The sequence below is a fragment of the Streptomyces griseoflavus genome (genome assembly GCF_014649995.1).
Taxonomy (GTDB): Bacteria; Actinomycetota; Actinomycetes; order Streptomycetales; family Streptomycetaceae; genus Streptomyces; species Streptomyces griseoflavus.
The window spans coordinates 521,058-541,533 of record NZ_BMUC01000001.1 but is presented as its reverse complement, the minus strand read 5'-3'; the positions used below and the strand labels follow the sequence as shown (position 1 = coordinate 541,533).

The 20,476-nt window shown below is 70.9% G+C and carries 21 protein-coding genes; 6 read left to right on the top strand and 15 right to left on the bottom strand.

Annotated features, from left to right (window positions below; translation table 11 throughout):
* Positions 1 to 47: 47 nt before the first annotated feature.
* The gene (locus tag IE172_RS02320; RefSeq protein WP_190095334.1) at positions 48 to 458 is read left to right on the top strand and encodes a Fur family transcriptional regulator; all 411 of its coding nucleotides are present in this window, start codon (positions 48 to 50) and stop codon (positions 456 to 458) included.
* A 190-nt stretch (positions 459 to 648) separates the two neighbouring features.
* Here the strand turns inward: IE172_RS02320 and IE172_RS02315 are convergent, their stop codons facing one another.
* The 3 genes from IE172_RS02315 to IE172_RS02305 form a co-directional block, all read right to left on the bottom strand.
* Positions 649 to 1,485, bottom strand: coding sequence for an isoprenyl transferase (locus IE172_RS02315; RefSeq protein WP_190095333.1), 837 nt, complete (start codon positions 1,483 to 1,485; stop codon positions 649 to 651).
* A 36-nt stretch (positions 1,486 to 1,521) separates the two neighbouring features.
* A complete protein-coding gene (gene recO / locus IE172_RS02310) occupies positions 1,522 to 2,268 on the bottom strand; it encodes a DNA repair protein RecO (protein WP_190095332.1) in 747 nt (248 codons plus the stop codon).
* 80 nt (positions 2,269 to 2,348) lie between these two features.
* Entirely contained in the window at positions 2,349 to 3,098 is a 750-nt protein-coding gene (locus IE172_RS02305) for an SDR family oxidoreductase (RefSeq protein WP_190095331.1), read from the bottom strand.
* 94 nt (positions 3,099 to 3,192) lie between these two features.
* Here IE172_RS02305 and IE172_RS02300 point away from each other — a divergent pair, with 94 nt between their 5' ends.
* Positions 3,193 to 3,798, top strand: coding sequence for a TetR/AcrR family transcriptional regulator (locus IE172_RS02300; protein WP_190095330.1), 606 nt, complete (start codon positions 3,193 to 3,195; stop codon positions 3,796 to 3,798).
* A gap of 6 nt (positions 3,799 to 3,804) precedes the next feature.
* Here the strand turns inward: IE172_RS02300 and IE172_RS02295 are convergent, their stop codons facing one another.
* Both IE172_RS02295 and IE172_RS02290 read right to left on the bottom strand, forming a co-directional pair.
* On the bottom strand, positions 3,805 to 4,020 hold the full coding sequence (locus IE172_RS02295) for a hypothetical protein (RefSeq protein ID WP_190095329.1): 216 nt from the start codon (positions 4,018 to 4,020) through the stop codon (positions 3,805 to 3,807).
* Positions 4,017 to 4,226: a hypothetical protein gene (locus IE172_RS02290; protein ID WP_190095985.1), complete on the bottom strand. Its 210-nt coding sequence runs from the start codon at positions 4,224 to 4,226 to the stop codon at positions 4,017 to 4,019. Before IE172_RS02290 ends, IE172_RS02295 begins: the two co-directional genes overlap by 4 nt.
* A gap of 115 nt (positions 4,227 to 4,341) precedes the next feature.
* Between IE172_RS02290 and IE172_RS02285 the strand changes: the two genes are divergently transcribed.
* The 3 genes from IE172_RS02285 to IE172_RS02275 all read left to right on the top strand — a co-directional run bounded on the left by IE172_RS02285 (position 4,342) and on the right by IE172_RS02275 (position 6,971).
* Positions 4,342 to 5,175 carry a helix-turn-helix domain-containing protein gene (locus IE172_RS02285; protein ID WP_190095328.1) on the top strand — a complete coding sequence of 278 codons (834 nt, stop codon included), beginning with the start codon at positions 4,342 to 4,344 and terminating at the stop codon, positions 5,173 to 5,175.
* Positions 5,157 to 5,399: a DUF397 domain-containing protein gene (locus IE172_RS02280; protein WP_190095327.1), complete on the top strand. Its 243-nt coding sequence runs from the start codon at positions 5,157 to 5,159 to the stop codon at positions 5,397 to 5,399. The genes IE172_RS02285 and IE172_RS02280 overlap by 19 nt, the downstream gene beginning before the upstream one ends.
* A 66-nt stretch (positions 5,400 to 5,465) precedes the next feature.
* A complete protein-coding gene (locus IE172_RS02275) occupies positions 5,466 to 6,971 on the top strand; it encodes an alpha/beta hydrolase (protein ID WP_190095326.1) in 1,506 nt (501 codons plus the stop codon).
* Here the strand turns inward: IE172_RS02275 and IE172_RS02270 are convergent.
* Positions 6,968 to 7,171 carry a hypothetical protein gene (locus tag IE172_RS02270; RefSeq protein ID WP_190095325.1) on the bottom strand — a complete coding sequence of 68 codons (204 nt, stop codon included), beginning with the start codon at positions 7,169 to 7,171 and terminating at the stop codon, positions 6,968 to 6,970. The genes IE172_RS02275 and IE172_RS02270 overlap by 4 nt on opposite strands.
* A gap of 11 nt (positions 7,172 to 7,182) precedes the next feature.
* Positions 7,183 to 7,776 carry an ArsR/SmtB family transcription factor gene (locus tag IE172_RS02265; protein WP_190095324.1) on the bottom strand — a complete coding sequence of 198 codons (594 nt, stop codon included), beginning with the start codon at positions 7,774 to 7,776 and terminating at the stop codon, positions 7,183 to 7,185.
* Positions 7,777 to 7,956: 180 nt separating this feature from the next.
* Here IE172_RS02265 and IE172_RS02260 point away from each other — a divergent pair, with 180 nt between their 5' ends.
* Positions 7,957 to 8,277, top strand: a complete 321-nt coding sequence (locus tag IE172_RS02260) for a hypothetical protein (protein ID WP_190095323.1) — start codon at positions 7,957 to 7,959, stop codon at positions 8,275 to 8,277.
* Between the two features lie 21 nt (positions 8,278 to 8,298).
* Here the strand turns inward: IE172_RS02260 and IE172_RS02255 are convergent, their stop codons facing one another.
* The 8 genes from IE172_RS02255 to IE172_RS02220 all read right to left on the bottom strand — a co-directional run bounded on the left by IE172_RS02255 (position 8,299) and on the right by IE172_RS02220 (position 20,427).
* Entirely contained in the window at positions 8,299 to 9,513 is a 1,215-nt protein-coding gene (locus tag IE172_RS02255) for a hypothetical protein (RefSeq protein ID WP_190095322.1), read from the bottom strand.
* Between the two features lie 101 nt (positions 9,514 to 9,614).
* The gene (locus tag IE172_RS02250; RefSeq protein WP_190095321.1) at positions 9,615 to 10,622 is read right to left on the bottom strand and encodes an SCO2521 family protein; all 1,008 of its coding nucleotides are present in this window, start codon (positions 10,620 to 10,622) and stop codon (positions 9,615 to 9,617) included.
* A gap of 1 nt (position 10,623) precedes the next feature.
* Positions 10,624 to 11,589 (bottom strand): SCO2522 family protein, encoded by a 966-nt coding sequence (locus tag IE172_RS02245; RefSeq protein WP_190095320.1) that lies wholly within the window; start codon positions 11,587 to 11,589, stop codon positions 10,624 to 10,626.
* Positions 11,586 to 12,503: an SCO2523 family variant P-loop protein gene (locus IE172_RS02240; RefSeq protein ID WP_190095319.1), complete on the bottom strand. Its 918-nt coding sequence runs from the start codon at positions 12,501 to 12,503 to the stop codon at positions 11,586 to 11,588. The genes IE172_RS02245 and IE172_RS02240 overlap by 4 nt, the downstream gene beginning before the upstream one ends.
* 3 nt (positions 12,504 to 12,506) lie before the next feature.
* A complete protein-coding gene (locus IE172_RS02235; protein ID WP_190095318.1) occupies positions 12,507 to 14,351 on the bottom strand; it encodes an SCO2524 family protein in 1,845 nt (614 codons plus the stop codon).
* Between the two features lie 62 nt (positions 14,352 to 14,413).
* Entirely contained in the window at positions 14,414 to 15,157 is a 744-nt protein-coding gene (locus IE172_RS02230; RefSeq protein WP_190095984.1) for an SCO2525 family SAM-dependent methyltransferase, read from the bottom strand.
* A 129-nt stretch (positions 15,158 to 15,286) separates the two neighbouring features.
* On the bottom strand, positions 15,287 to 16,123 hold the full coding sequence (locus IE172_RS02225) for a lipase family protein (protein WP_306432770.1): 837 nt from the start codon (positions 16,121 to 16,123) through the stop codon (positions 15,287 to 15,289).
* Between the two features lie 47 nt (positions 16,124 to 16,170).
* Positions 16,171 to 20,427, bottom strand: a complete 4,257-nt coding sequence (locus IE172_RS02220; RefSeq protein ID WP_190095316.1) for a caspase family protein — start codon at positions 20,425 to 20,427, stop codon at positions 16,171 to 16,173.
* Positions 20,428 to 20,476: the final 49 nt, after the last annotated feature.

Below are 20,476 nucleotides of genomic sequence, written 5' to 3'. Positions count from 1 at the left end.
GCTGGCACAATGGCCCGGGCAGAGGCCAGACGTGAGGAGGCAATCCCGTGACGACCGCAGGACCGCCCGTGAAGGGCCGCGCCACCCGGCAGCGCGCCGCCGTGGCGGCTTGCCTCCAGGAGGTCGACGAGTTCCGCAGCGCGCAGGAACTGCACGACATGCTCAAGCACAAGGGCGACTCGGTCGGACTCACCACGGTGTACCGCACCTTGCAGTCCCTCGCCGACGCGGGCGAGGTCGACGTCCTGCGCACCGCGGACGGCGAGTCCGTCTACCGCCGCTGCTCCACCGGCGACCATCACCACCACCTGGTCTGCCGCACCTGCGGCAAGGCGGTCGAGGTCGAGGGCCCGGCCGTGGAGAAGTGGGCCGAGGCCATCGCGGCCGAACACGGCTACGTCAACGTGGCCCACACCGTGGAGATCTTCGGCACCTGCGCGGAGTGCGCGGCGGCGTAGCGCCCCCGCGCACGGACCGCCCGGGGATCCCCCGCTCGTGCCGGGCCGGGAGTGGGTGAGGGTGGCGGGCACCCGCCGTCGCCGGGCGGCGCGGGTGCCCCACGCCCCCGGCAGCACCCACCCCGCCGCACCCTCGGCGCACGGGGCGGCGCGGCCCGCCTCGCTGACCCCTCCCGGCGCGCACGCCCGCTCAGGACTCCTGGCGCCCCTCCATGGCCAGCAGTTCCTCGTTCGGGATGGCCCCGCCGAACCGCCGGTCGCGGGAGGCGAACTCCAGGCAGGCCCGCCACAGGTCCCGCCGGTCGAAGTCCGGCCACAGCACGTCCTGGAAGACCATCTCGGCGTAGGCGCTCTGCCACAGCAGGTAGTTGGACGTGCGCTGCTCACCGCTCGGCCGCAGGAACAGGTCCACGTCCGGCATGTCCGGGTAGTACAGGTACTTCTCGAAGGTCTTCTCGTTCACCTTCGACGGGTCGAGCCGCCCGGCCCTCACGTCCTCCGCGAGCGCCTGCGCGGCATCGGCGATCTCGGCGCGTCCGCCGTAGTTCATGCAGAAGTACAGGGTCAGCCGGTCGTTGTCCTTCGTCTGCTCCTGCGCGATCTGGAGCTCCTTGGCCACCGACTTCCACAGTTTGGGCATCCGCCCGACCCACCGCACCCGGATCCCCAGCTCGTCCAGCTGGTCACGGGTCTTGCGGATGAAGTCACGGTTGAAGTTCATCAGGAAGCGCACCTCGTCCGGGGAGCGCTTCCAGTTCTCGGTGGAGAAGGCGTACAGCGAGATCGCCCCCACACCCATCTCGACGGCGCCCTGGAGCACGTCCAGCACCCGCTCGGCGCCGACCTTGTGCCCCTCCGTGCGGGGCAGCCCGCGCTCCTTCGCCCAGCGCCCGTTGCCGTCCATGACGATCGCCACGTGGTTCGGGACCAGCTCCCCGGGGAGCCTCGGCGGCCGCGCGCCCGACGGGTGCGGTTCCGGCGTCCTGTACTCCCGGCGCTGACGCCCCAGGAACCCGCGTACGACCATGTGCCTCTCGTCTCCTCTGGCTGTGCGCTGCGCGCGTCACTTCTCGACGAACCGGAGCGAGCGCAGCCCGCGCTCCAGGTGCCAGTGCAGGTAGGCGGACACCAGCCCGCTCCCCTCCCGGACGTAGCGCGCCTCGCACGCGTCCGCGGTCTCCCAGTCTCCCGTAAGCAGCGCTCCGAGGAGTTCCAGGGCCTGCGGTGAGGGTACGACGCTGCCGGGCACCCGGCAGTCGACGCAGACGGAACCGCCGGACGCGACCGAGAAGAACCGGTTCGGTCCGGGCATCCCGCACTTCGCGCAGTCGGTGAAGGTCGGCGCGTACCCGTTGACGGCGAGGGAGCGCAGCAGGAACGCGTCGAGCACGAGGGGCGGCGCGTGCTCGCCCCGGGCGAGCGTCCGCAGGGCCCCGACCAGCAGCAGGTACTGCTGCACCGCCGGCTCCCCCTCGTGGTCGGTGAACCGCTCGGCCGTCTCCAGCATGGCCGTCCCGGCGGTGTAGCGCCCGTAGTCCGTCACGATCCCGCCGCCGTACGGCGCGATCGTCTCGCTCTGGGTGCACAGCGGCAGCCCGCGCCCGACCAGTTCGCTGCCCCTGGAGAAGAACTGCACGTCCACGTGCGAGAACGGTTCGAGGCGGGCGCCGAACTTCGACTTCGTCCGGCGCACCCCCCTCGCCACGGCGCGTACCCGGCCGTGACCGCGGGTGAGCAGGGTGATGATCCGGTCCGCCTCCCCCAGCTTCTGGGTGCGCAGCACGATGCCGTCGTCGCGGAACAGACTCATGGACCCATTCTCCCGTACGCGGGCACCGCCCCGTGCCCGCAGGTGCGCCCGGCCCCCGCCCGGACGCACCACGGGGGACCTCAGATCTGGTTCAGGCCGCCGTCGACGTACAGGCTCGAACCGGTGATGAAGCTGCTCTGCCCGGAGGCGAGGAAGGCCACGGCCGCGGCGACCTCCTCCGGGCGCCCGAGCCGTCCCAGCGGCACCTGGGTGGCCAGGTGGGTCTTGAGGCCCGCGGCCTGTTCCGCGTCGGGAGCCAGTCCCGTCAGGCCGGGGGTGTCCACCGGGCCGGGCGTGATGGTGTTGACCCGGACACCGCGCCCCTTGAGCTCGTTGGCCCAGGTCCGGGAGAACGACCGGACGGCGGCCTTGCTCGCCGCGTACAGGCCGAACGCCTCGTCGCCGGCGTCCACGTTGGTGGATCCGTTGAGGATCACCGAGGCTCCCTCGTTGAGCAGGGGAAGCGCCTTCTGCACGGTGAACAGCGTGCCCCGGACGTTGATGTCGAAGTGCCGGTCGAAGTGCTCCTCGGTGATCGCCTCCAGCGGCACGAACTCGGCGACCGCGGCGTTCGCGAACAGGACGTCCAGCCCCCGCCCCCTGCCGCGGACCGCGTCGTAGAGCCGGTCCAGGGCGGCCGGGTCCGAGATGTCGGCGGCCACCGCGGTGGCCTCCGGGCCGATCACCTCGACGGCCGCGTCGAGTTCGGCCTCGCGCCGCCCGGTGATGAAGACGTGCGCGCCCTCCTCGGCCAGCCGTACGGCACTGGCCAGGCCGATTCCGGTCCCGCCGCCGGTGACGACGGCGGTCTTGCCTTCGAGCAGTCCCATGAGTGTTCCCTCCCAAGGTTCCGCATCGATCGATGCGGAAGTCGGAACGGTAGCACTTCTGTAGCGACCGATGCGGAAGAGGTAGGCTGAGGGCGTGGCAACCAAGCAGAGCGGCCCCATCGGCCGACCCCGGGGATTCGACACGGACGAGGCCCTCGAACGCGCCATGCTGGTCTTCTGGGAACAGGGCTACGAAGGCGCCAGCCTGGCCACCCTGACCGGCGCGATGGGCATCTCCACCACCAGCATGTACGCGGCCTTCGGCAACAAGGAGGAGCTGTTCCGCAAGGCCCTGGAGCGCTACACCGAGGGCCCGAGCGCCTACCTCGCCCGGGCCCTGGACGAGCCGACCGCGCACCGCACCGCCACCGCGATCCTGGCGGGCACCATCCGCACCACCACCCGCCCGGCACACCCCCGGGGATGCCTGGGCGTCCAGGGCGCCCTGGCCACCGGTGACTCCGCGCAGGCGGTCCGCGACCTCCTCGCCGCCTGGCGCAACGACGGCTGCGTCCGCCTGCGGGACCGGTTCCGGCGAGCCGTCGACGAGGGCGAACTGCCGCCGGAGACGGACCCCGGACTGCTGTCCCGCTACGTCACCACCCTCGCCTTCGGCATCGCCGTCCAGGCCGCCGGCGGTGTCGGCCGCGACGAGCTCCAGGAGATGGCCGACGCAGCCCTGCGCAACTGGCCGCTGTGACCCGCGTCAGGACAGCTCCCCCCGGCTGCGCGCGTTGACGTAGGCGGTCGCCGCGCGCAGCCGCTCGGCCGGGGTCGCGCGCCGCACGACGCCGGGATCGGCGTCCCACTCCCGGCCGCCGCCGTACGGTCTCAGCTGGACGTAGGGGCCCTCGTACCCCATGACGATGCCGATCCGCTCGGTCCCGGTGTCCACGACATGCGCACCCACGGGCGGCTTCACCGCGACACCGCCGCCGCGATCCTCCGCGCGGTCTCGACGGAACACCGCCCCAATTCGACGAGCGGACAGGGCGCCTCCCGCGCAAGACTCACCGGGTCGAGACCCAGTGACGGCAGGGAAATTCCGGCCTTCGCGAGTGCCGCCCGCAATTCCTTCACCACTTCCTCCGCTTCCTCGACGCAGTGCGCCGCATGTCGTGCCGTCACGCTGATTCCCTTTCCCATCGACCTTCACTCTTCGTATCTCAAGAGTGACGCTGCGTGCTTACACTCGGAAGGGGTTCACGCCCTACAAATGCGGGGCTGCACAAAGGGGTTAACAATGGCCAACGGTTCTCGCCAGGCGGCGTGGGAGTTCTTCGGCGCGGAGCTGAAGCGGCGCCGCGAGGACGCCGGGTTCACGCAGGTGGAACTGGGGACACGGGTGTTCGTCTCCGGCGGCTACATCGGCCAGTTCGAACAGGCCATCCGAAAACCCCAATGGGACGTGGCCCAGCGCATCGACGAGACCCTGCAAACCGACGGTATTTTCGAGCGGCTGTGCAGGAAGCTGATCGACGACCGCCGGTACGCGGAATACTTCGCGAAGGCGGCGGAGTTGGAAGCGCAGGCGACCAAGATCTGCGACTTCGCGCCCGCGCTGGTTCCGGGACTGCTGCAGACGCCGGAGTACGCGAGGTCAGTCACTCTGGCGATGAACCCCTTCGCGTCGGACGAGCACATCGAGAACAAGGTGTCGGGCCGAATGGAGCGCCAACTTCTCCTCAAGGACGCGAAACGGCCCACCTACTGGGTGGTTCTCCACGAGCACGTACTGCGTATCCCGGTCGGTGGACTCATCGGCATGGCACGGCAACTGGAGCACGTGGCGGCGCTCACACGGGAGCGGACGGTGGTGGTGCAGGTGCTGCCGTACAAGGTCGGCGCATACGCGGTCATGAACGGAACGCTGCGGCTGATGGAGTTCGACGACGCGCCACCCACGGCCTATACAGAAGCAGTGTATTCGGGCAATTTGCTGGACGATCCGGCCGTGGTGAAGCGTGCGACCTCGACATACGATCTGATCAGGGCCGCCGCGCTTCCGCCGGAAGCATCGCTGGCCCTGATCGAGTCGGCAGCGGAGGACTTCAGACGATGCGTGAGTACGAACTGAGTAACGCAAGCTGGCGCAAGAGCACCTACAGCGACGGCAACGGAGGCGAGTGCCTCGAAGTCGCCGACGGAGTCCCCGGTGTCGTTCCCGTCCGGGACAGCAAGCTGGACGCCGGCGGGCCGGTGATCGTCGTCGGGTCGGCCGCCTGGACGGCGTTCCTCTCCGCCGGCGTCATGGCTCCGCGCCCCGGCCGAGGGGTGCGCCCCCGGTCCACCCGGGGGTAAACCACCGGAGGAACAGGGCAGTTGCCCGGATGGGGACATCGGCGCGACGCCGGGACGCTCGTAGGCATGTCATCGACCCTGCGCGACCTCGCCCTGACGGCCGTCCCCGTCGCCCTCCTCGTCGCCCTGCTCCCACCCCTGGCCGCAGGAGCCGTACCCGGTCCCGCCACCGGTGACGAGCTCCGGCCACCGCTCGCCTGGGGCCCCTGCGAGGGCACCGGTGCCGCCGACCCCCGTCAGCAGTGCGCCACCCTCCAGGTCCCCCTGGACCACGCCGCCCCCGACGGCAGGCAGATCTCCCTCGCGCTGTCCCGGATCCCCGCCGAGGACGGCCGGGTGCGGCGCGGCGCGCTGTTCCTCATCCCGGGCGGGCCCGGTGGCTCCAGCCTCGGTGACCCCTCCGGCAAGGGGCAGAAGCTGCCGCGGAAGGTCCGCGACCGGTACGACCTGATCGGGTTCGCGCCGCGCGGTCTCGCCCCGTCCACGTCCGTCGACTGCGGACTGGAACACGACGACCTGGCGCTGACGAAGCTGCGCCCCTGGCCCGCCCCGGACGGTTCGATCGACGAGAACATGGCCACCGCCGAGCGCATGGCGCAGGCCTGCCTGCGCGACGGCGGCGAACTGATCCGGCACCTCAGCACCCGCGACAACGCCCGCGACCTCGACCGCGTCCGCGCCGCACTGGGTGAGCGGAAGATCTCCGCGTGGGGGGTCTCGTACGGAACGTACGTCGGAGCGGTGTACAGCCAGATGTTCCCGCACCGGACGGACCGGATCGTGCTGGACAGCAACGACGACCCCGACCCGGCCCGGGTGGCGCGGGCCTGGCTCGCCGGGCACGAGCAAGGCGTCGAGGACGTGTTCCCGCACTTCGCCGCGTGGGCGTCGGCGCCCGGAAACCCGGACCGGGTGGCGGAGACGGCCGCCGAGGTGCGTCCGCTGTTCCTGCGGCTCGCCGCCCGGCTGGACCGCGAGCCGATCCCCTGGCCCGGCGCCAACCCCGGTGAGTTGAACGGCAACGTGCTGCGCCAGACCATGCTGGACAGCCTCTACCAGCCGCGCCGCTACGCGGCCCTCGCGAAGGTGATGCGGGCGGCCGGGCAGGGCACCGTACCGCCGGCGCCGGCCACCCCGCCGGATGCGGTCCTGCAGAACGTGACCGCCGTCGGCATCGGGACGCTGTGCAACGACGTGTCCTGGCCCAAGTCGGCCGCCGAGTACGCACAGGGCGTCGCCGAGAGCCGGGCCACGCACCCGCTCACCGCCGGCATGCCCCGCAACGCGCTGCCGTGCGCCGCCTGGCCCCACCCGCCCCGCGAGGCCCCGACGCGGATCACCGGCCAGGGACCGTCCACCGTCCTCCTCGTCCAGAACGAACGGGACGTGGCCACGCCCCTCAGCGGCGCGCTGAAGCTCCGTGAGGCGTTCGGCGGCCGTGCGGTCATGATCACGGTGAACTCCACCGGTCACAACGCCTACCTCGCCGAAGGGAACCCCTGCGGTGACCGAGCGGTCACCCGCTTCCTCTCCACCGGCGAGCGCCCGGGCCGGGACCTGTACTGCCGCTAGCGGGCGAGGGCCGTCGGCCCGGGAGCGGCGGCGGCCAGGCGCAGACCGACGTCGACCAGGGTCCGGCCGAGGCGGGCGCGGAGGCGCCGGGGGCGCCCCGCCGAGGCGGCGAGGCGGTACGCGTCCGCCTCCGCGTGGAGGCCGGCGGCGCGGACGCGGTGCAGGGCGAGATGGATCTCCGGGTGCGTCTGCGGATGCATCGGGCAACCTCTCAGTCCGTGTGGACGGGGAAGACGTGGGTGTGGACGCGCACGCGCTCGGCGTCCGGGGCACCGCCACCGGGTTCCTTCGCGCGGTAACTCTCCAGCAGTTCGTGCATCGTGTGGACGAGTTCCTCGGCGAGTTCCGGTGTCAGCCGCAGGGTCCAGTCGCTCGTGTCCGACGCGCGGCGCCAGGCCTCGGACCAGTCGCCGCGGGTGCCGAGCCAGGTCGCGATCTCGCTGGTGTGGTTGTTCGCGACCTCGTGCAGGAACAGGTCGGCGGCTCCACGGACCTCCGGGTCCCGGTCCATGAGCAGGGCGTCGTCGAAGCGCACCCCTTCGTGCACCGCCTTCCACCACCGCTCCCGCCCCTTGCCGTGCTCCGGTGCGTCCTCCACGAACCCGTGGGCCGCGAGCCGGCGCAGGTGATAGCTGGTGGCTCCGCTGGACTCGCCCAGCTTGGCGGCCAGTTGGGAGGCGGTGGCCGGACCGTCGCGCCGCAACGCCCTCAGCAGCTCCATACGCAGGGGATGCGCCAGGCCGCGCAGCGAGCGGGCGTCGAGACTGTGGATCCTGAGATCCTGCGGGTCAGTGGGCTCGTCCATGGATACAAAGGTAGCGTTGCAAAGAAACCTCTGCAACGGAATCTATGCAACCACTTCTCTGCAAGCCGATGAGCTGCCGATGACGCCGTTGGCGTGACGTTTCCGCTCCGGCGCAACCGGTTCTCCCCCAGCCGCGCTCCTGTCCAGCAGAACCGACACCCCTTGGTGAGGAGACCGGCCATGACCGCGACCGCTTTCGAGTACGGCCCGCACCACGCCTTCACCGACCCCGGCGCCCTCACGGACGACTCGGCCGCCCCCTGGTGGCCCGCGCCCGCCGGAGCGCACGAGGGCGACTACCTGCTGGCCCCGCCGAACCCGTCCCAGCGCCTCGACACCGCGATCGACCCGCGCGACCGCCGCCGGCTGGAGCTGCACGCCGCCCTGACCGCCGCCGGCATCCCGCCCCGCCCCGAGGACCGCGAGGCCATCGAGAGCCTGAGCGCCCTGTCCGGCAGCATCAACACCACCATCCAGCGCTGGCTGCACCACACCCTGTGAACCGCCCGGCGGCCCCCGCCGTCAGGCCCGGTCGACCATCCAGGTGCCGTCCTCCTCGTCGTCGACCCGCACCTCCAGTTCACGCAGGCTCATGCCGGCGTCCCAGAGCTCCCGGAACCGTTTCATGCGGTCCTGGACGTGGTCGTGGCGGGCGATGAGCCGGGTCCTGATGTTGACGTCGCGCAGGTCCTGGTCGATCTCGAAGGAGACCGTCTCGTCGTAGACGATGAAGTCGTTGGTCGTGCCCCGCAGCAGGTGCGGCGGCAGTTCCGGCAGGACGGCCACGCGCACCTCGATGTGCAGGACCTGCTGCTCCTCGCAGAGCCGCAGCAGCCGGTCGTCCAGCTCCCGCGCGCTCTCCAGCAGGAACAGCCGCCGCACCGGGACCCCGTGCTCGATCGCCTCCCGCTGGGCGTGCAGGTAACGGCTGGCGGGTTCGCTGTTCCAGAACTCGCGGTCGACGGAGGTGCTGGTGGCGCAGATGGAGTGCTCCGCGGCCCGGGTGAGGGTGAGCAGCCAGTCGTGGTTCTCGCCGGGGCATTCCGCGATGAGGGTGCTGAGATCCGTCATCTGCCCGATCACCCGCTGCATCTCCAGGCGGACGAAGGTGGACAGGATCGGCAGACCCGGCGACAGGGCCTCGGCGAAGCTGGTGGCCAGGTCCGGCACGGACTCGACACGCACCCACTCCGGTGCCGGCCCGGGATGCGGCTCGGCGGGGCGCGCCGGGGCCACCAGGCGGGTCTCGACGAGCTCCTTCATGTCCTCGGTGTGCCGGGTCAGGCCGCTCTGCAGTTCGTCGTCGTAGCGCCGCAGTCCGTCCCGTACGGTGGCGGCGGTCTCGGCGAGCAGGTGCTCGGCCCGCCGGGCCCGTGCCTCCGCCGTGCGGTCCGTGCCGAGGAGGAGGTGCCGGGCGGCGACCGCGGCGACGGCGCACAGGGCGGCGGCGCCGAGCTGCCGCGTCGTACCGTCCTCCGGGCTCAGTAACGCGGCGACGCCCCAGGCGAGCAGACCGGCGACGAGGCCGGCCAGCAGTGTGCGGGGCCACGGACCGGCTCCGGCGTCCCGGTCCGGGATGCCCGTCGCGGTGTCGTCCGGTGGCCGCTCCGGGGTGTGCGCGGTGCGGGGCGGTAACGGCCTGCCGGGTGGCCTGCGGCCGTCCGGCCGGTCGGAGGCGCCCACGGTGACCGGCGGGCCGACCGTGTCTTCGGGTTGCGGTGACTGTGCCGTGCTCATCTCGCTTCTCCCCCCGTCGGGAAACGCGTCGGTTCGGGGTGCGGACATGTGCGTGGGGCCCGGTCGGGACCGCTCACCACCGGTGGGCGCCCCGGGTCGGATCAGGGCGTCGGCTCCACCTCCCGGCGGGCCGAAGGGATCGCGTGCAGGGTCAGCTGGTCGCGGACGCGCTGCACGAGGGCGAGCCACTGCCGGGTGAACCCGGGCTCGTCCTCGAGCACGTCCCACAGCGGGGCCAGGTGCCCGGGCACCCGGGCCCGGGGCATCCACAGGTGCAGCAGATGGTCGACGGCGGGCCGCAGCGCCCCGACCACGACGGGCAGGTCGTCGGCGGCGGCCGGGCGGCGCCGCGGCCCCGGCAGCCCCGGTCCCAGGCGGATGCCGTCGAGGATGCGCACCAGGGTCGTCAACAGCCAGTCGTGCAGCGCGAGGTCGTCGCAGAGCGCGGCCACGTCGGCGCTGGCCGTGCCCTCGGGGACCCGCAGCCGTACGGTGCGCAGCTCGTCCTCCGCGAGGGTGAACCGTTCGAGGGACGGGCCGTCGCCGTCCCGCGCGGGCACCGCCACCCAGCGCAGCCGGGTGGGCCGGGACCTCAGCGGCGGCCGCTGGTCGAGCAGCGGGTGCCGCAGCAGCCGCGTCTGCAGTCCGGCGGCGATCAGCCCGACATCGAGGTCGCCGTGCCGGCCGCCGCCGAGGAGCCCTTCGGCGACCGCGTCGCGGGGCAGCCTGCCGAACGGTTCGACCACCGCGGGCCGTACCAGGTAGTGGCCCCAGGGCCGGCGGTGGTCGGGTCCCGTCGCCGTCACCCGGAAGTGCGCGGAGGTCTGCAGGACCCGTCCCTCGGTGAGCGCGGCCCGGGCCGCGACCGTACCGACCGCGCGGACCCGGGCGCCGTTGGAACTGGGCAGCGGGCAGTCGACTCCGGTGAGGACGTCGGGGGAACGCCCGTACACGTTGGGGCGTTCGGACACCAGGACCCGCTCGTCGGCGCGCAGGCGCAGCAGTTGGGCGGCGGCACGGCTGTCGAGGGCCTGCCCGGCGGGCAGCAGGCAGGTCCGGACCTCTCCGCAGTCCAGTACGGCACGCGGTGCGGTGTCCTCCGGCCGCACCTCAGGACCCCTCGTAGAAGAGGTAGGAGATGCGGTCGGCCACCGAGGGGGGTACGGGCACGCCCTCGCGGGCGGACCGTTCGGCGACCTGGCGCAGCGCTTCCGGGTCCACGTCGGTCTGGTCGAGGATCACCCGGACCGCGTGCTCGACGGGCAGGAAGCGGTTGGGCAGCACGGAGCAGGTCCGGTAGGCGGCGAAGGGCGCCGCCCGCGGGTTGAGCCGTATCAGCGCGGGCAGTTCGTCCCAGTCGTCCGGGAACCCGGAGTCCGTGTGGGGGTGCGGTTCGAGGACGGCGTCGCCCTGGTGGCGCAGCAGTCCGAGGCGGGCGAGCTGCCACACGGCGGCCAGGAAGGGGCAGGACCACACTCGCTGCCCGTCAGGTGTGTCGTCCCAGAGTTCGACGTCCAGGAAGACGGAGTGGCGGCGGGCCGCGGTCTCGGTGGGCGGCTGCCAGGCGGCCGCCTTCCTCATGGCCTGCGGGGCACGCGCGGTGGGGCTGCGCACTCCGTTGGCCAGCCAGCCGGTCTCCGCCGCCGCGGGCCGGTTGCCGTAGCTGCCGGGCGGCGGTTCCTCGACGATGCGGCCGGCCACCGCCTCCGCGACCGGCACCTTGCCGGCGACCGCGCAGCCGGATTCGCGGGCCAGGTAGTCGACGGGCAGTCCGGCGCGGTCGGCCTCCGCCAGCAGGAGGGGAACGAGTTCGGCGGGGCTGGAGAAGCGGGTGAAGTAGTCGTCGATGAGGAAGCAGGTGCTGACCCGGGGCCGGGTGGTGCCCGCCCGGTCGGCCGCGGCGGCGCGTGCCGCCTCCGCCCACGGGCGCACCCGTGCGAGGTGCCGGCGCAGATGGCCCGGCCCCGCTTCGAAATCCTCCATGTAGAGGTGGCCCAGCTCCAGGGAGAGATGGGCCAGGGGCACCGACTGGGTCCGTGGTTCGGCGGTGGTTTCGCGGAACACCGCTTCCGTCATGGCCGCCCCCAGTGGGAGTCGTCGGTCAGTCGCCGGGCGATCTCCTCGAGCGCTTCCAGCGTCTCCTTGTTGGCGATCTGGGTGGAGAGCACGTCGTCCTCGGTGATCAGCTGCTCGCGCCACTGCAGGATGGGCTCCAGCGGTACGGTGCCGAGGACCACGCTGTCACCGATGCGCTGGTCCGCGGCGAGCCGGCGCAGCGCCTTGTTGCAGGCCTGCATCCAGGCCTCCTGGGCGTGCGACACCTGCGACCACAGGGGCGACTCGGGGTCGGGGACGGCGGCGCGCACGAAGCGGATGTTGCCCTGCAGGGTCTCCTCGTCGTGGCCGCGGTCGACGCCGCTGCGGACGATGCCGTTCTCCTTGTGGACGAGGCCGGCCGCGGCGATGACGTGCTGGTGCGTCCAGCGGTGGAAGACGAGCCAGCGGTAGGGGACGTTGCGCATCCGGGGGTGGGCCGTGGCCGCCAGGACCAGGTCGACGGCGTAGCTCCGGCCGGCGCTCAGGTCCACCACGACGAGGTCGAACTCGCCGTGGAGCCGCAGGAACAGGTCGATGCACCGTTCCAGGGCGTCCTCGCCGGTGGCGAACTCGCCGCCGCCGACGTCGCCGGGATAGAGGACCAGGCGCCCGGACTGGTTCTGCCGGGCGCGCAGCACGGGGTGCTCCGTCTGCCGCCAGATGTCGATGCCGGCGGGCTCGGTGACCTCACCCTCGAGGTAGGAGTGCAGGCCCTGTTCCTCGGTGCCGCGCATCGCGCTGGGTACGTCGAAGACGGCGGCGGCGGTCGGCGAACCGAAGTCGAAGTCCACGTAGGCCACGTGGTCGCCGGTGAGGGCGCGCTGATAGGCCAGGTTGGCGCTGGTGACCGAACGGCCCGTGCCTCCCTTGTCGGAGGCGGCGAAGACGAGCACGGCTCAGCCCTCCTGCCCGGCGGCGTCCCGGGCCTGGGCCAGGGTGTCGAGTTCCTGCAGCACCGGCAGGGCGAGGGCGAAGGCCGTGGCGGGCCGTTCGTCGACGAGACCGCGGGCGTGGTCCAGGCGGCTCTCGATGCTCCGCATGGCCCGGCCGCGGCTCCCGTCCGCGGTGGTGGACGCCTCCAGCTGCTCCTTGCCGAACAGGTGGGTGGCCTCGCTGAGCAGGTCCCGGGCGAGCTCGGCGAGTTCCGGGCTGCGGATGGGCTGTTGCTCGTACAGGTTGCGGGCAGCGACCAGGCACTCGGTGACGCGCTCGGTGACGCTCCACGACAGGCGGCGGGTGATGCCGTGCGCGTCCGGGTAGACGGCCCGCACGTTGTCCCAGAGGCCGGCGCCGGGACCTTCCTCGATCCTCCGGTTCCACAGGTGCTCGAAGGTCTGCTCGGCGAGGCGCAGCAGCCGGTCCTGGGCGTCGATGTTCCGGGAGAGTTCGGCGAGCTGGACGGTCCGCTTGAGCAGCTGGGCCGAGAAGTCGGTCATCCGCCACTGGAGGAGCGACCCGGAGCGCTCGGACCCGGCGAGCGGCATCAGCACGCCCGGGTCGTGCAGCCGGACGACGGGGTCGTTCCTGGTCATTCGGCTGGTGACGCGCCCCCGGTCGGCCAGGCGTTCCATGATGGCGACGGTGCGGGTGAGGTCGTCGTCGGTGGCCTTCCGGCGGACCAGGTCGTGGACGAGGATGGCCGCGACGGTCAGGGAGAAGTACTCCGATTCCAGGCGCAGTCCGGTGGTCTGCCAGGGGAGGTCCTCCAGGGGCCAGCGGTCGCTGCCGAAGCGGGCGACGGCGGACCAGTACTGCTGGCTGAGCTCCCAGCGCAGCCGGAGCGCCTCGGCGAGTTTCTGCTGGTCGGCGTTGAGCAGGCCCAGGGTGAGGGTGCGCTCCGAGAAGAGGTCCTGGATACCGTCCAGGGCGACCACGGTGAAGTACACGTAGGGCAGCCGGTCGGCGATGCCGTCGGGCTGGCCCGGTACCTGGACGTCCAGGTCGGTGATCCGCGGCGCGTCCCGCACCACGCCCCAGGCCCAGCCGCACTCGAAGAGCTGGCTCTCGTCGCGGATGCTCTCGTCGACCTGGATGCCGCGGCTGAGGCTCTCGATGATGGTGGCGCGCAGCGGGCGGAAGCGGCGGGAGAACTGCTGGAGCACCGCCCGGTCGGAGTGCCGGTTCTGCCCGATGACCTGGATCAGCCGCCGGCCCTGTTCGGACTCGGCGTCGAAGACGTTGACGGTGAAGGAGCGCAGCAGGCTGATCATCGCGGAGGTCAGCCGCGTGTTGGTGGCGTCCCTCAGTTCACTGAGTGCCCGGCGCACCTCGGGACGGGTGGTGCTGCTCTCGTAGACCTTCAGGAAGCCGAGGGTGGCGAGACACAGCGTGACGGACATGGAGTAGGAGTCGACGACGCCTAACTTGCCCTGCTCGTAGGTGAGTTCCTCGTTGGCGTCGGCGGGCTTGAAGTACGGGCCGCCGGCGAAGGTGGGACTGTCGTCGGGGCCGGTGTAGGTGCGCATGAACTGGGTCAGCGCGGTGATCAGGTTCGGCGGGATCTCCAGCCGGCTGCCGACCTGCTCCAGCGCGCGCAGCACGTCCCGCTCGGTGGTGTCCGGCTGGTCCAGGCGGAACGCCGGGATCTCGGTGGCGGGATACAGCAGGCACAGCAGCCGCTCCGCGTCCGCGACACTGCTCAGCCCGTCGGTGTCCCCCCAGACGAGCTTGCCGTCCTCGAACGAGTGACGGGCCGCGGCCCGCCAGAGCTCCAGCAAGTGCTGCCGTGGCTTGATCTGCATCCCCGCACCCCTCGTAGAAGCCGGCGAACCGGCATCTCAGGCATGATTCCCATCAACTATCATCAGAAACAATTACTTTTACGCCTTCCCAGCGCCAGCAGCATGCCCTCGTGCCCCTCCCGTACCGTGTACTGAAGATCATGCACGACGAGGCCCTCCGCGTACTCACCCATGATTTTCTCGACCCCCTCGGCAGCCACCCGGAATGCCGGATACCGGATCCCCTTGACGACGTATCCCTCGGACTCCTTCATGAACGCGGCGGCAAAGGGCGCGCCTGCCTCCAGAACGTTCATAAAAGCGCGGACGCCGCGCTCGAACTCGGCGGGGCACTCTGTCATGGACTCAGCGACAAAGCACATGGTCCCCATGTCCCAACGCTGCCAGTCCTCGAGGTCGAACAGGTCGGCACGTTCCACCCGGACGATCTCGCCGAACCTTTTCCTCGGTTCGACGGCCCGGTAGGCCGGATCCTTGACGAGAACCTCCCAGAACGCGTCCCATACCACGTCGAATCCCTCACCGGACGCCTGCTGTTCCAAGTACGCGATGTTGGGGAGCGCGTACTCGAGAAGGGTGATCTTGTCACACCAGGGCAGCATGGCCAGCGCCGGATAGAGGTTCGGACCCGCCCCCACATCGACACCCCGCGCCGAGTGGGCGGCGGAGCCGCCGAAACTCCGGCTGAAGTGATCGCGCATGAGTCGCACGATCTCCAGGTCGACCGCACCGGAGGCCCGGTAATTGATGTCAATGTACGCGTCCGGGGCAAACGCGGACCAAGGCGCATCTGCATTCCGAATCATCCTGCCAACCTTTCGCCCCAGACCGAAGGACACCTACGCGATGGCAGGCCGGCGCGAAAAACGCCCGGCCCCACCGTAACAATCGCCTGACCGGCATGAGACTACCAGGGGTAATCCAGCCACTGGACTTCATCCGAATGCGTCTGCGATCGCCGCCCCCGTCTCCTTCTTGGTCAGGTAATGGACGGCGTCGTGCACGTGGGAGCCATTGGGCACCAAGTGACAGGCGACGTCCGGACCGAAGCAGGGACGGAGATCCTTCACCAGGGCCACGACGTCCCGGGCGTCGGCGATATTCGTCCAGGCGGTGGAGGAAGGCTCCCCCGGCCATCTGCCCACTCCCTGCTCGGGCGCCGGATGAATGCGGTCGAATATCAGATTGGGTATTCCCAGAGGGGACCCCAGTGTGATGAAGGACCGCACGCCGTGCTCAGGCATGGAACACAGCGCCTCGTATGCCACCAGGCTGCCCAGAGAATGAGCGACGACCACACGGGTGTCCGTTCCGACCATCTGCCGCACCCGGTCACACGCGGCGGCCCGCAGCTCGGGGTCGGCAAGATAGCGGACCACCTGTTTCAGATCGAAAATGAGCGCCTTCTCCGCGAGGCCCGCGAAGAACCTCGATCCCGACAGCGCGAGGAGCGCCGACTGGACCAGCGGACCGACACCGGCGAGGAGGTCCTGAGCGCCCGGAGCCACGACCTGCGGCTCCGCGGCAGCGGCGTGCTCCCACCATTCCAGCAGCAGCTCCGTCTCCACTCCGGCCGACACGTCCCACCACTCGTAGTGAGGATCGTCGCCGCCCAGACGCTGCCCCGGCGGCAGGAACAGGTCTCCGTAGAAACCCATCGTCACGTCGGATCCCGCGAGCCTCGTCGGCGAACCGGCCCGGTGCATTCCGTCGTGCAGCGCCGGTACCCACTGGCTCAGCAACGTCTGCTCACCGAGCTGTTGCTTGCCCACGCCGTGTACGCACACCACACGTGCCATCGCATCCCCCGTCTAGCGCGTCAGAACGGCCGGCGCCGGTCGAAGTCAGTGGACGTACCCATCTCGAAGGCGACGATCTCGTGCCCCGTGCCGACGACGAAGTCCCCGTCGTCGCCGAGAGAGACCGCGCGCGCCGGATAGGGCGTCGCCCAGCTCAGCATCTCGGTCCGCTGGTGCAGATTCCACACCCGTACCGTGTAGTCGTCGCCCACTGTGACGGCGACCGGCAGACCGTCGACATGGCCGGTTGCCACTCCGTTCACCACACCGGTGTGACCTGGCAGGACGGCCACTTCGTCGGTGGACGACAGGTCCCACGCCCGCATCGCACCGTCGTCCCCCACACTGACGGCCAGTTCCCGCTCGCCGACACGGGCACAGGCCACGCCGTGAGCCGCACCGGAATGGGCCGTCAGGGTGTTGATCCGCCGCCCGGTGAGCAGGTCCCACGTGCACAGGATGCCGTCGTCTCCGACGGTGACGGCCACGTGGCGGCCATCGAGACGCGTGCAGGCAACCGCGTTCACCACTCCCGCGTGAGCCTCCGCGGAGCCAAGGCTCTCGCCGGACTTGAGGTCCCACACACGCATGACCCCCGACGCGTCACCGGACACGGCCACCGCACGCCCGTCGACGTGGGTGGTGGCCAGTCCCCAGATCCAGTCCGCGTGCCCCCGCAGCTCCCTCTCGTGCCGACGGGTCTCCAGATCCCAGACGTGCAACGCATAGGTGCCGCCGCCCCCCACGACGGCGACCGGAACTCCGTCGACATCCGCACAGGCGACGGCGTTCACCGCGCCCGTGTGTCCGGTGAGCACGGCCGTCTGGTCCCCGGTACGCGCATCCCAGAGGCGTACCGCCCCGTCACCGTCCCCTCCCACGGTCAGCGCGGCCGACGAGCCCTTGATCCTCGTGTGCGCCACCGACCACAACCACCCGGTGTGACCGTTCCCACCCGTCGACGGTCCCTGCCCGGCAGCGCCGGAGCGTGCGCTCCTCTCCCGCTCCGTCGGGCCGGCATCCGCGGCGGAGCTCTCCTCGACACCCAGCAGGAGACGCCGTGTTCCGGCCCGGACGTCCCAGACATGCACCGAACCGTCGGCGCCGCCGGTGACGGCCACAGGAGCACCGTCCACCTCGGTCGCCGCGACGGCGTTGACAGCGCCGGCATGTCCTTCGAGCACGGCGGAAGGCTCGCCCCGCACCAGGTCCCAGACGCGGACGGTGTAGTCGCCTCCGCCCACCACCGCCAGTGGCCGTCCGTCGACGGTCACGCAGGCGACCCCGTTCACCCAGCCCGTGTCGCCGCTCAGCACCCGCAGGGCCTCACGCCGCTCCAGGTCCCACACGCACAGGTGCCCGTCCCCGCCACCGCCGGAGACAGCGACCGAGATGCCGTCGACCCGTGTGGACGACACCGCCCACACCCAACTGCTGTGGCCGGCGAAGGCGGCACATTGCCTCCGCTCCTGCAGGTCCCAGAGACGGACGGAGCCGTCGGCTCCCACGCTGATCGCGTGCGGTACGTCCCGCACGGTGATGCAGGAGACCCCGTTGACCGCACCCGGATGACCGACGAGGGAGGCAAGCTGGTCCCCGGTGGCCAGATCCCACAGTCTGACCGACGCGTCGCCGCCACCTACGACAGCCACCGGCACCTGGTTCACGACCGCACAGGCCAGCCCGTTGACGGCTCCTCCCTGAGCGCTCAGGACCGCCACGCTCTCCCCCGTCGACAGATCCCACACCCGCACCGTGTAGTCGTCGCCCCCGGACAGGGCGACGGACACGCCGTTCACCGTCGTGCAGGCGACCGCGTTGATGGCTCCCTGGTGACCGACGAGGACGGAGCAGAGCTCTCCCGTGCGCAGGTCCCAGACCCGCACGAGGCCATCGGTGCTCCCGCTGACGGCGACCGGGCGACCGCTCACTTCCCCGCAGGCGACGGCGTTGACGGATCCGGGCCGTTCGACCGCGGCCCGGGTGGTCTGGCTGTCAGTGGCCCAGACGGGACGCCAGAGACTGTTGCGGCTCAGACGACGCGAGAGGTTCCGGTCCTTGAAGCGCATCGCGTCGAGCGCCAGCAGATCTCTCCGGATGCCCGGGCTGGCACGTCGGTGGTCACCGGCCGATGTCCGGTAGAGGTCTGCCAGCCGGAGAGCCGGCTCTGTCGTGAGTCTGTCCAGGACGGCCAGCAGGGGCGCGGGCTCGGCGTGCACGAGGTACTCCGAGTCCGACAGCAGTTCGTCCAGTTCGCCGGACACGGCGGCATGAGTGGCGAGGTGGTGCAGCGTGTAGGGATGAGCACGCGGCCAGTCGAGCCGGCGCAGAGGCGTACGCGGAACGAGACGCGTCAATACCTCGACGAACGCCTTCTGGGCCTCTCTCGCGTTCTCGTCCCGCCGTAGGTGCTCGGCCAGGGCCTGGTGATAGAGGCGGTACGCCGAATGCCCGAACTCGGTTGCCTCGACGACATAGCGGCCGGTGGAGTTCTGAAGCCACAGGAGGTCTTCGTCGTTGTAGGAACGTCCCGACAAGCGAGAGGCCAGCGCGCTCCAGATGTCCTCCCAGGGCAGCCCTTGGCCCTCCGCGTAGGCAAGGGGCCGCAACAGGTCCCGGGCGCGGTCCGCCTCCGCACCGAGCCGCTCGTCCAGGTCCTGCGCCATGGCCGAGTCCGCGGTCTTCGGCAGTGCCTGACGCCACCCGGGATCCCGGGGGTCGGCGACCGCGCCCTGTGCGGCGAGTGTCCCGGAAACGATGCGGGCGACCAGGAAGGACGGGAAGGCCGCCTCCGCGACAGCATCGGCGACCTCACTCACCAGCGCCGGAGCGGCTTCGGCGTAAGGGCTGTCGAGCCGTGAGTCCGTCAGCCCCCGGCGGGCGTAGGCCGCGAGCGCGGCCCGGTCCGCGTACGTCTCGCTGTCCAGATCGACGATCCGCACCTTCACATCTCGCTGCAGATGCCTGAGCAGATGCGGTCTGGTTCCGAGGAGGAGCCGCGCCTTGCCGTTGCCGAACCGGATGATCGGCTGAACGAGCTGCGTCACGAGCGAGTTGGGAGTGGCTGCCTCGTCGAGAGCGTCGATGATCGCGGTGAACGGGCGTCTTCTGTTCGCCAAGGCGTCGAGCAGAGCCCCCACCGTCGGGGCCCGCACTCCGGCGGCTGCCGCCAGCCCGTTGAGCACGTCCTCGTCCGTGAGGGCCTGCGCGTACATGACCACATCGACAGATCCGGGCCGGGGCACCGCGGACCGCGGCAGGTCCAGCAGGCGGACCGGGACGCTGTGGTGGCGTTCCTCGCTGGTGAGCGCCGCGACCAGGCCCAGTACGGCGGTCTTCCCGGAACCGGGACCGCCCGTGACCACCAGAGCCGCCGACGGTGAGCCCGGCTCTTCCAGCCACTCCGTGAGCTCGGTGAGTGCCCGTCTGCGGCCGCTGAACCACCATCCGCCCTCTTCACCGAACGAAGCCTTGGCACGCACCAGCATGCGCCTGGCCAGTTCGGTTTCCCTGCGCTCTGCCTGCGCCTGCCATTCGATCGCTTGCTGCATCGCGAGATCTGCTTCGAACGGGCGGCTGTGCCGCCGTGGATTCGGAAAGAACGCCGGCACATCACCGAGCATCTTGGCCGCGTGCCACTCGATGCTCTGTGTCGGCGGCCTGTTGACGTCTGCGTTCATGTGAGCAACGAGCGAGCCGAGGGTTAGATACTCGGGCTTCTCCCCGGCGGTGGCGAGGCTGTCCACTGCGGCGGTGAGCAAACTGGGCAGGGCATCGACCAGCGCGGACTGGACCGGCTGAGCGGAGGCGATGAACGCGACACCCGCGCTGTCGTTGTCCGGACTCCTGCGCAAGCTCTCCAGCGCGGCCGCTACGGAGTCTCCCGCCCCCTGGCCGGCATGACAGGTGTCGAGTACGAGGAGCAGCTGCTTGATGTTCGTTTCGTCGAGCAGGACGGAGGCGATCTGGGACGTCGGCAGTGCCTGCTTGGGCTTGGACAGATCACTGTCGGCGGGGAAGAACATGTGCCTGCGGGGTGTCGACCCGAGTAACTGGCCGTGCCCGGCGAGATAGACGACGACCATGTCGTCCGGGCGCCTGTCCTCCGACATGGCGAAACGCTCCAGCTGGTCGAGGAGGGCATTGCGGTCGGGGTCCAACCCCAGGTCGCTGACGTGTGTGTACCCGAGGCGAGTGGTGAACAGATCGATGATCTTCTGCCGTGCCTGGACGAGCCCGGGCCGACTGCCGGCCGGGGAGCGGGGCAGATGCGCCACGGCCGTTGCGATGAGGAGCCGTCGCGGCCCTCTCGGCCCCTCACCCCGG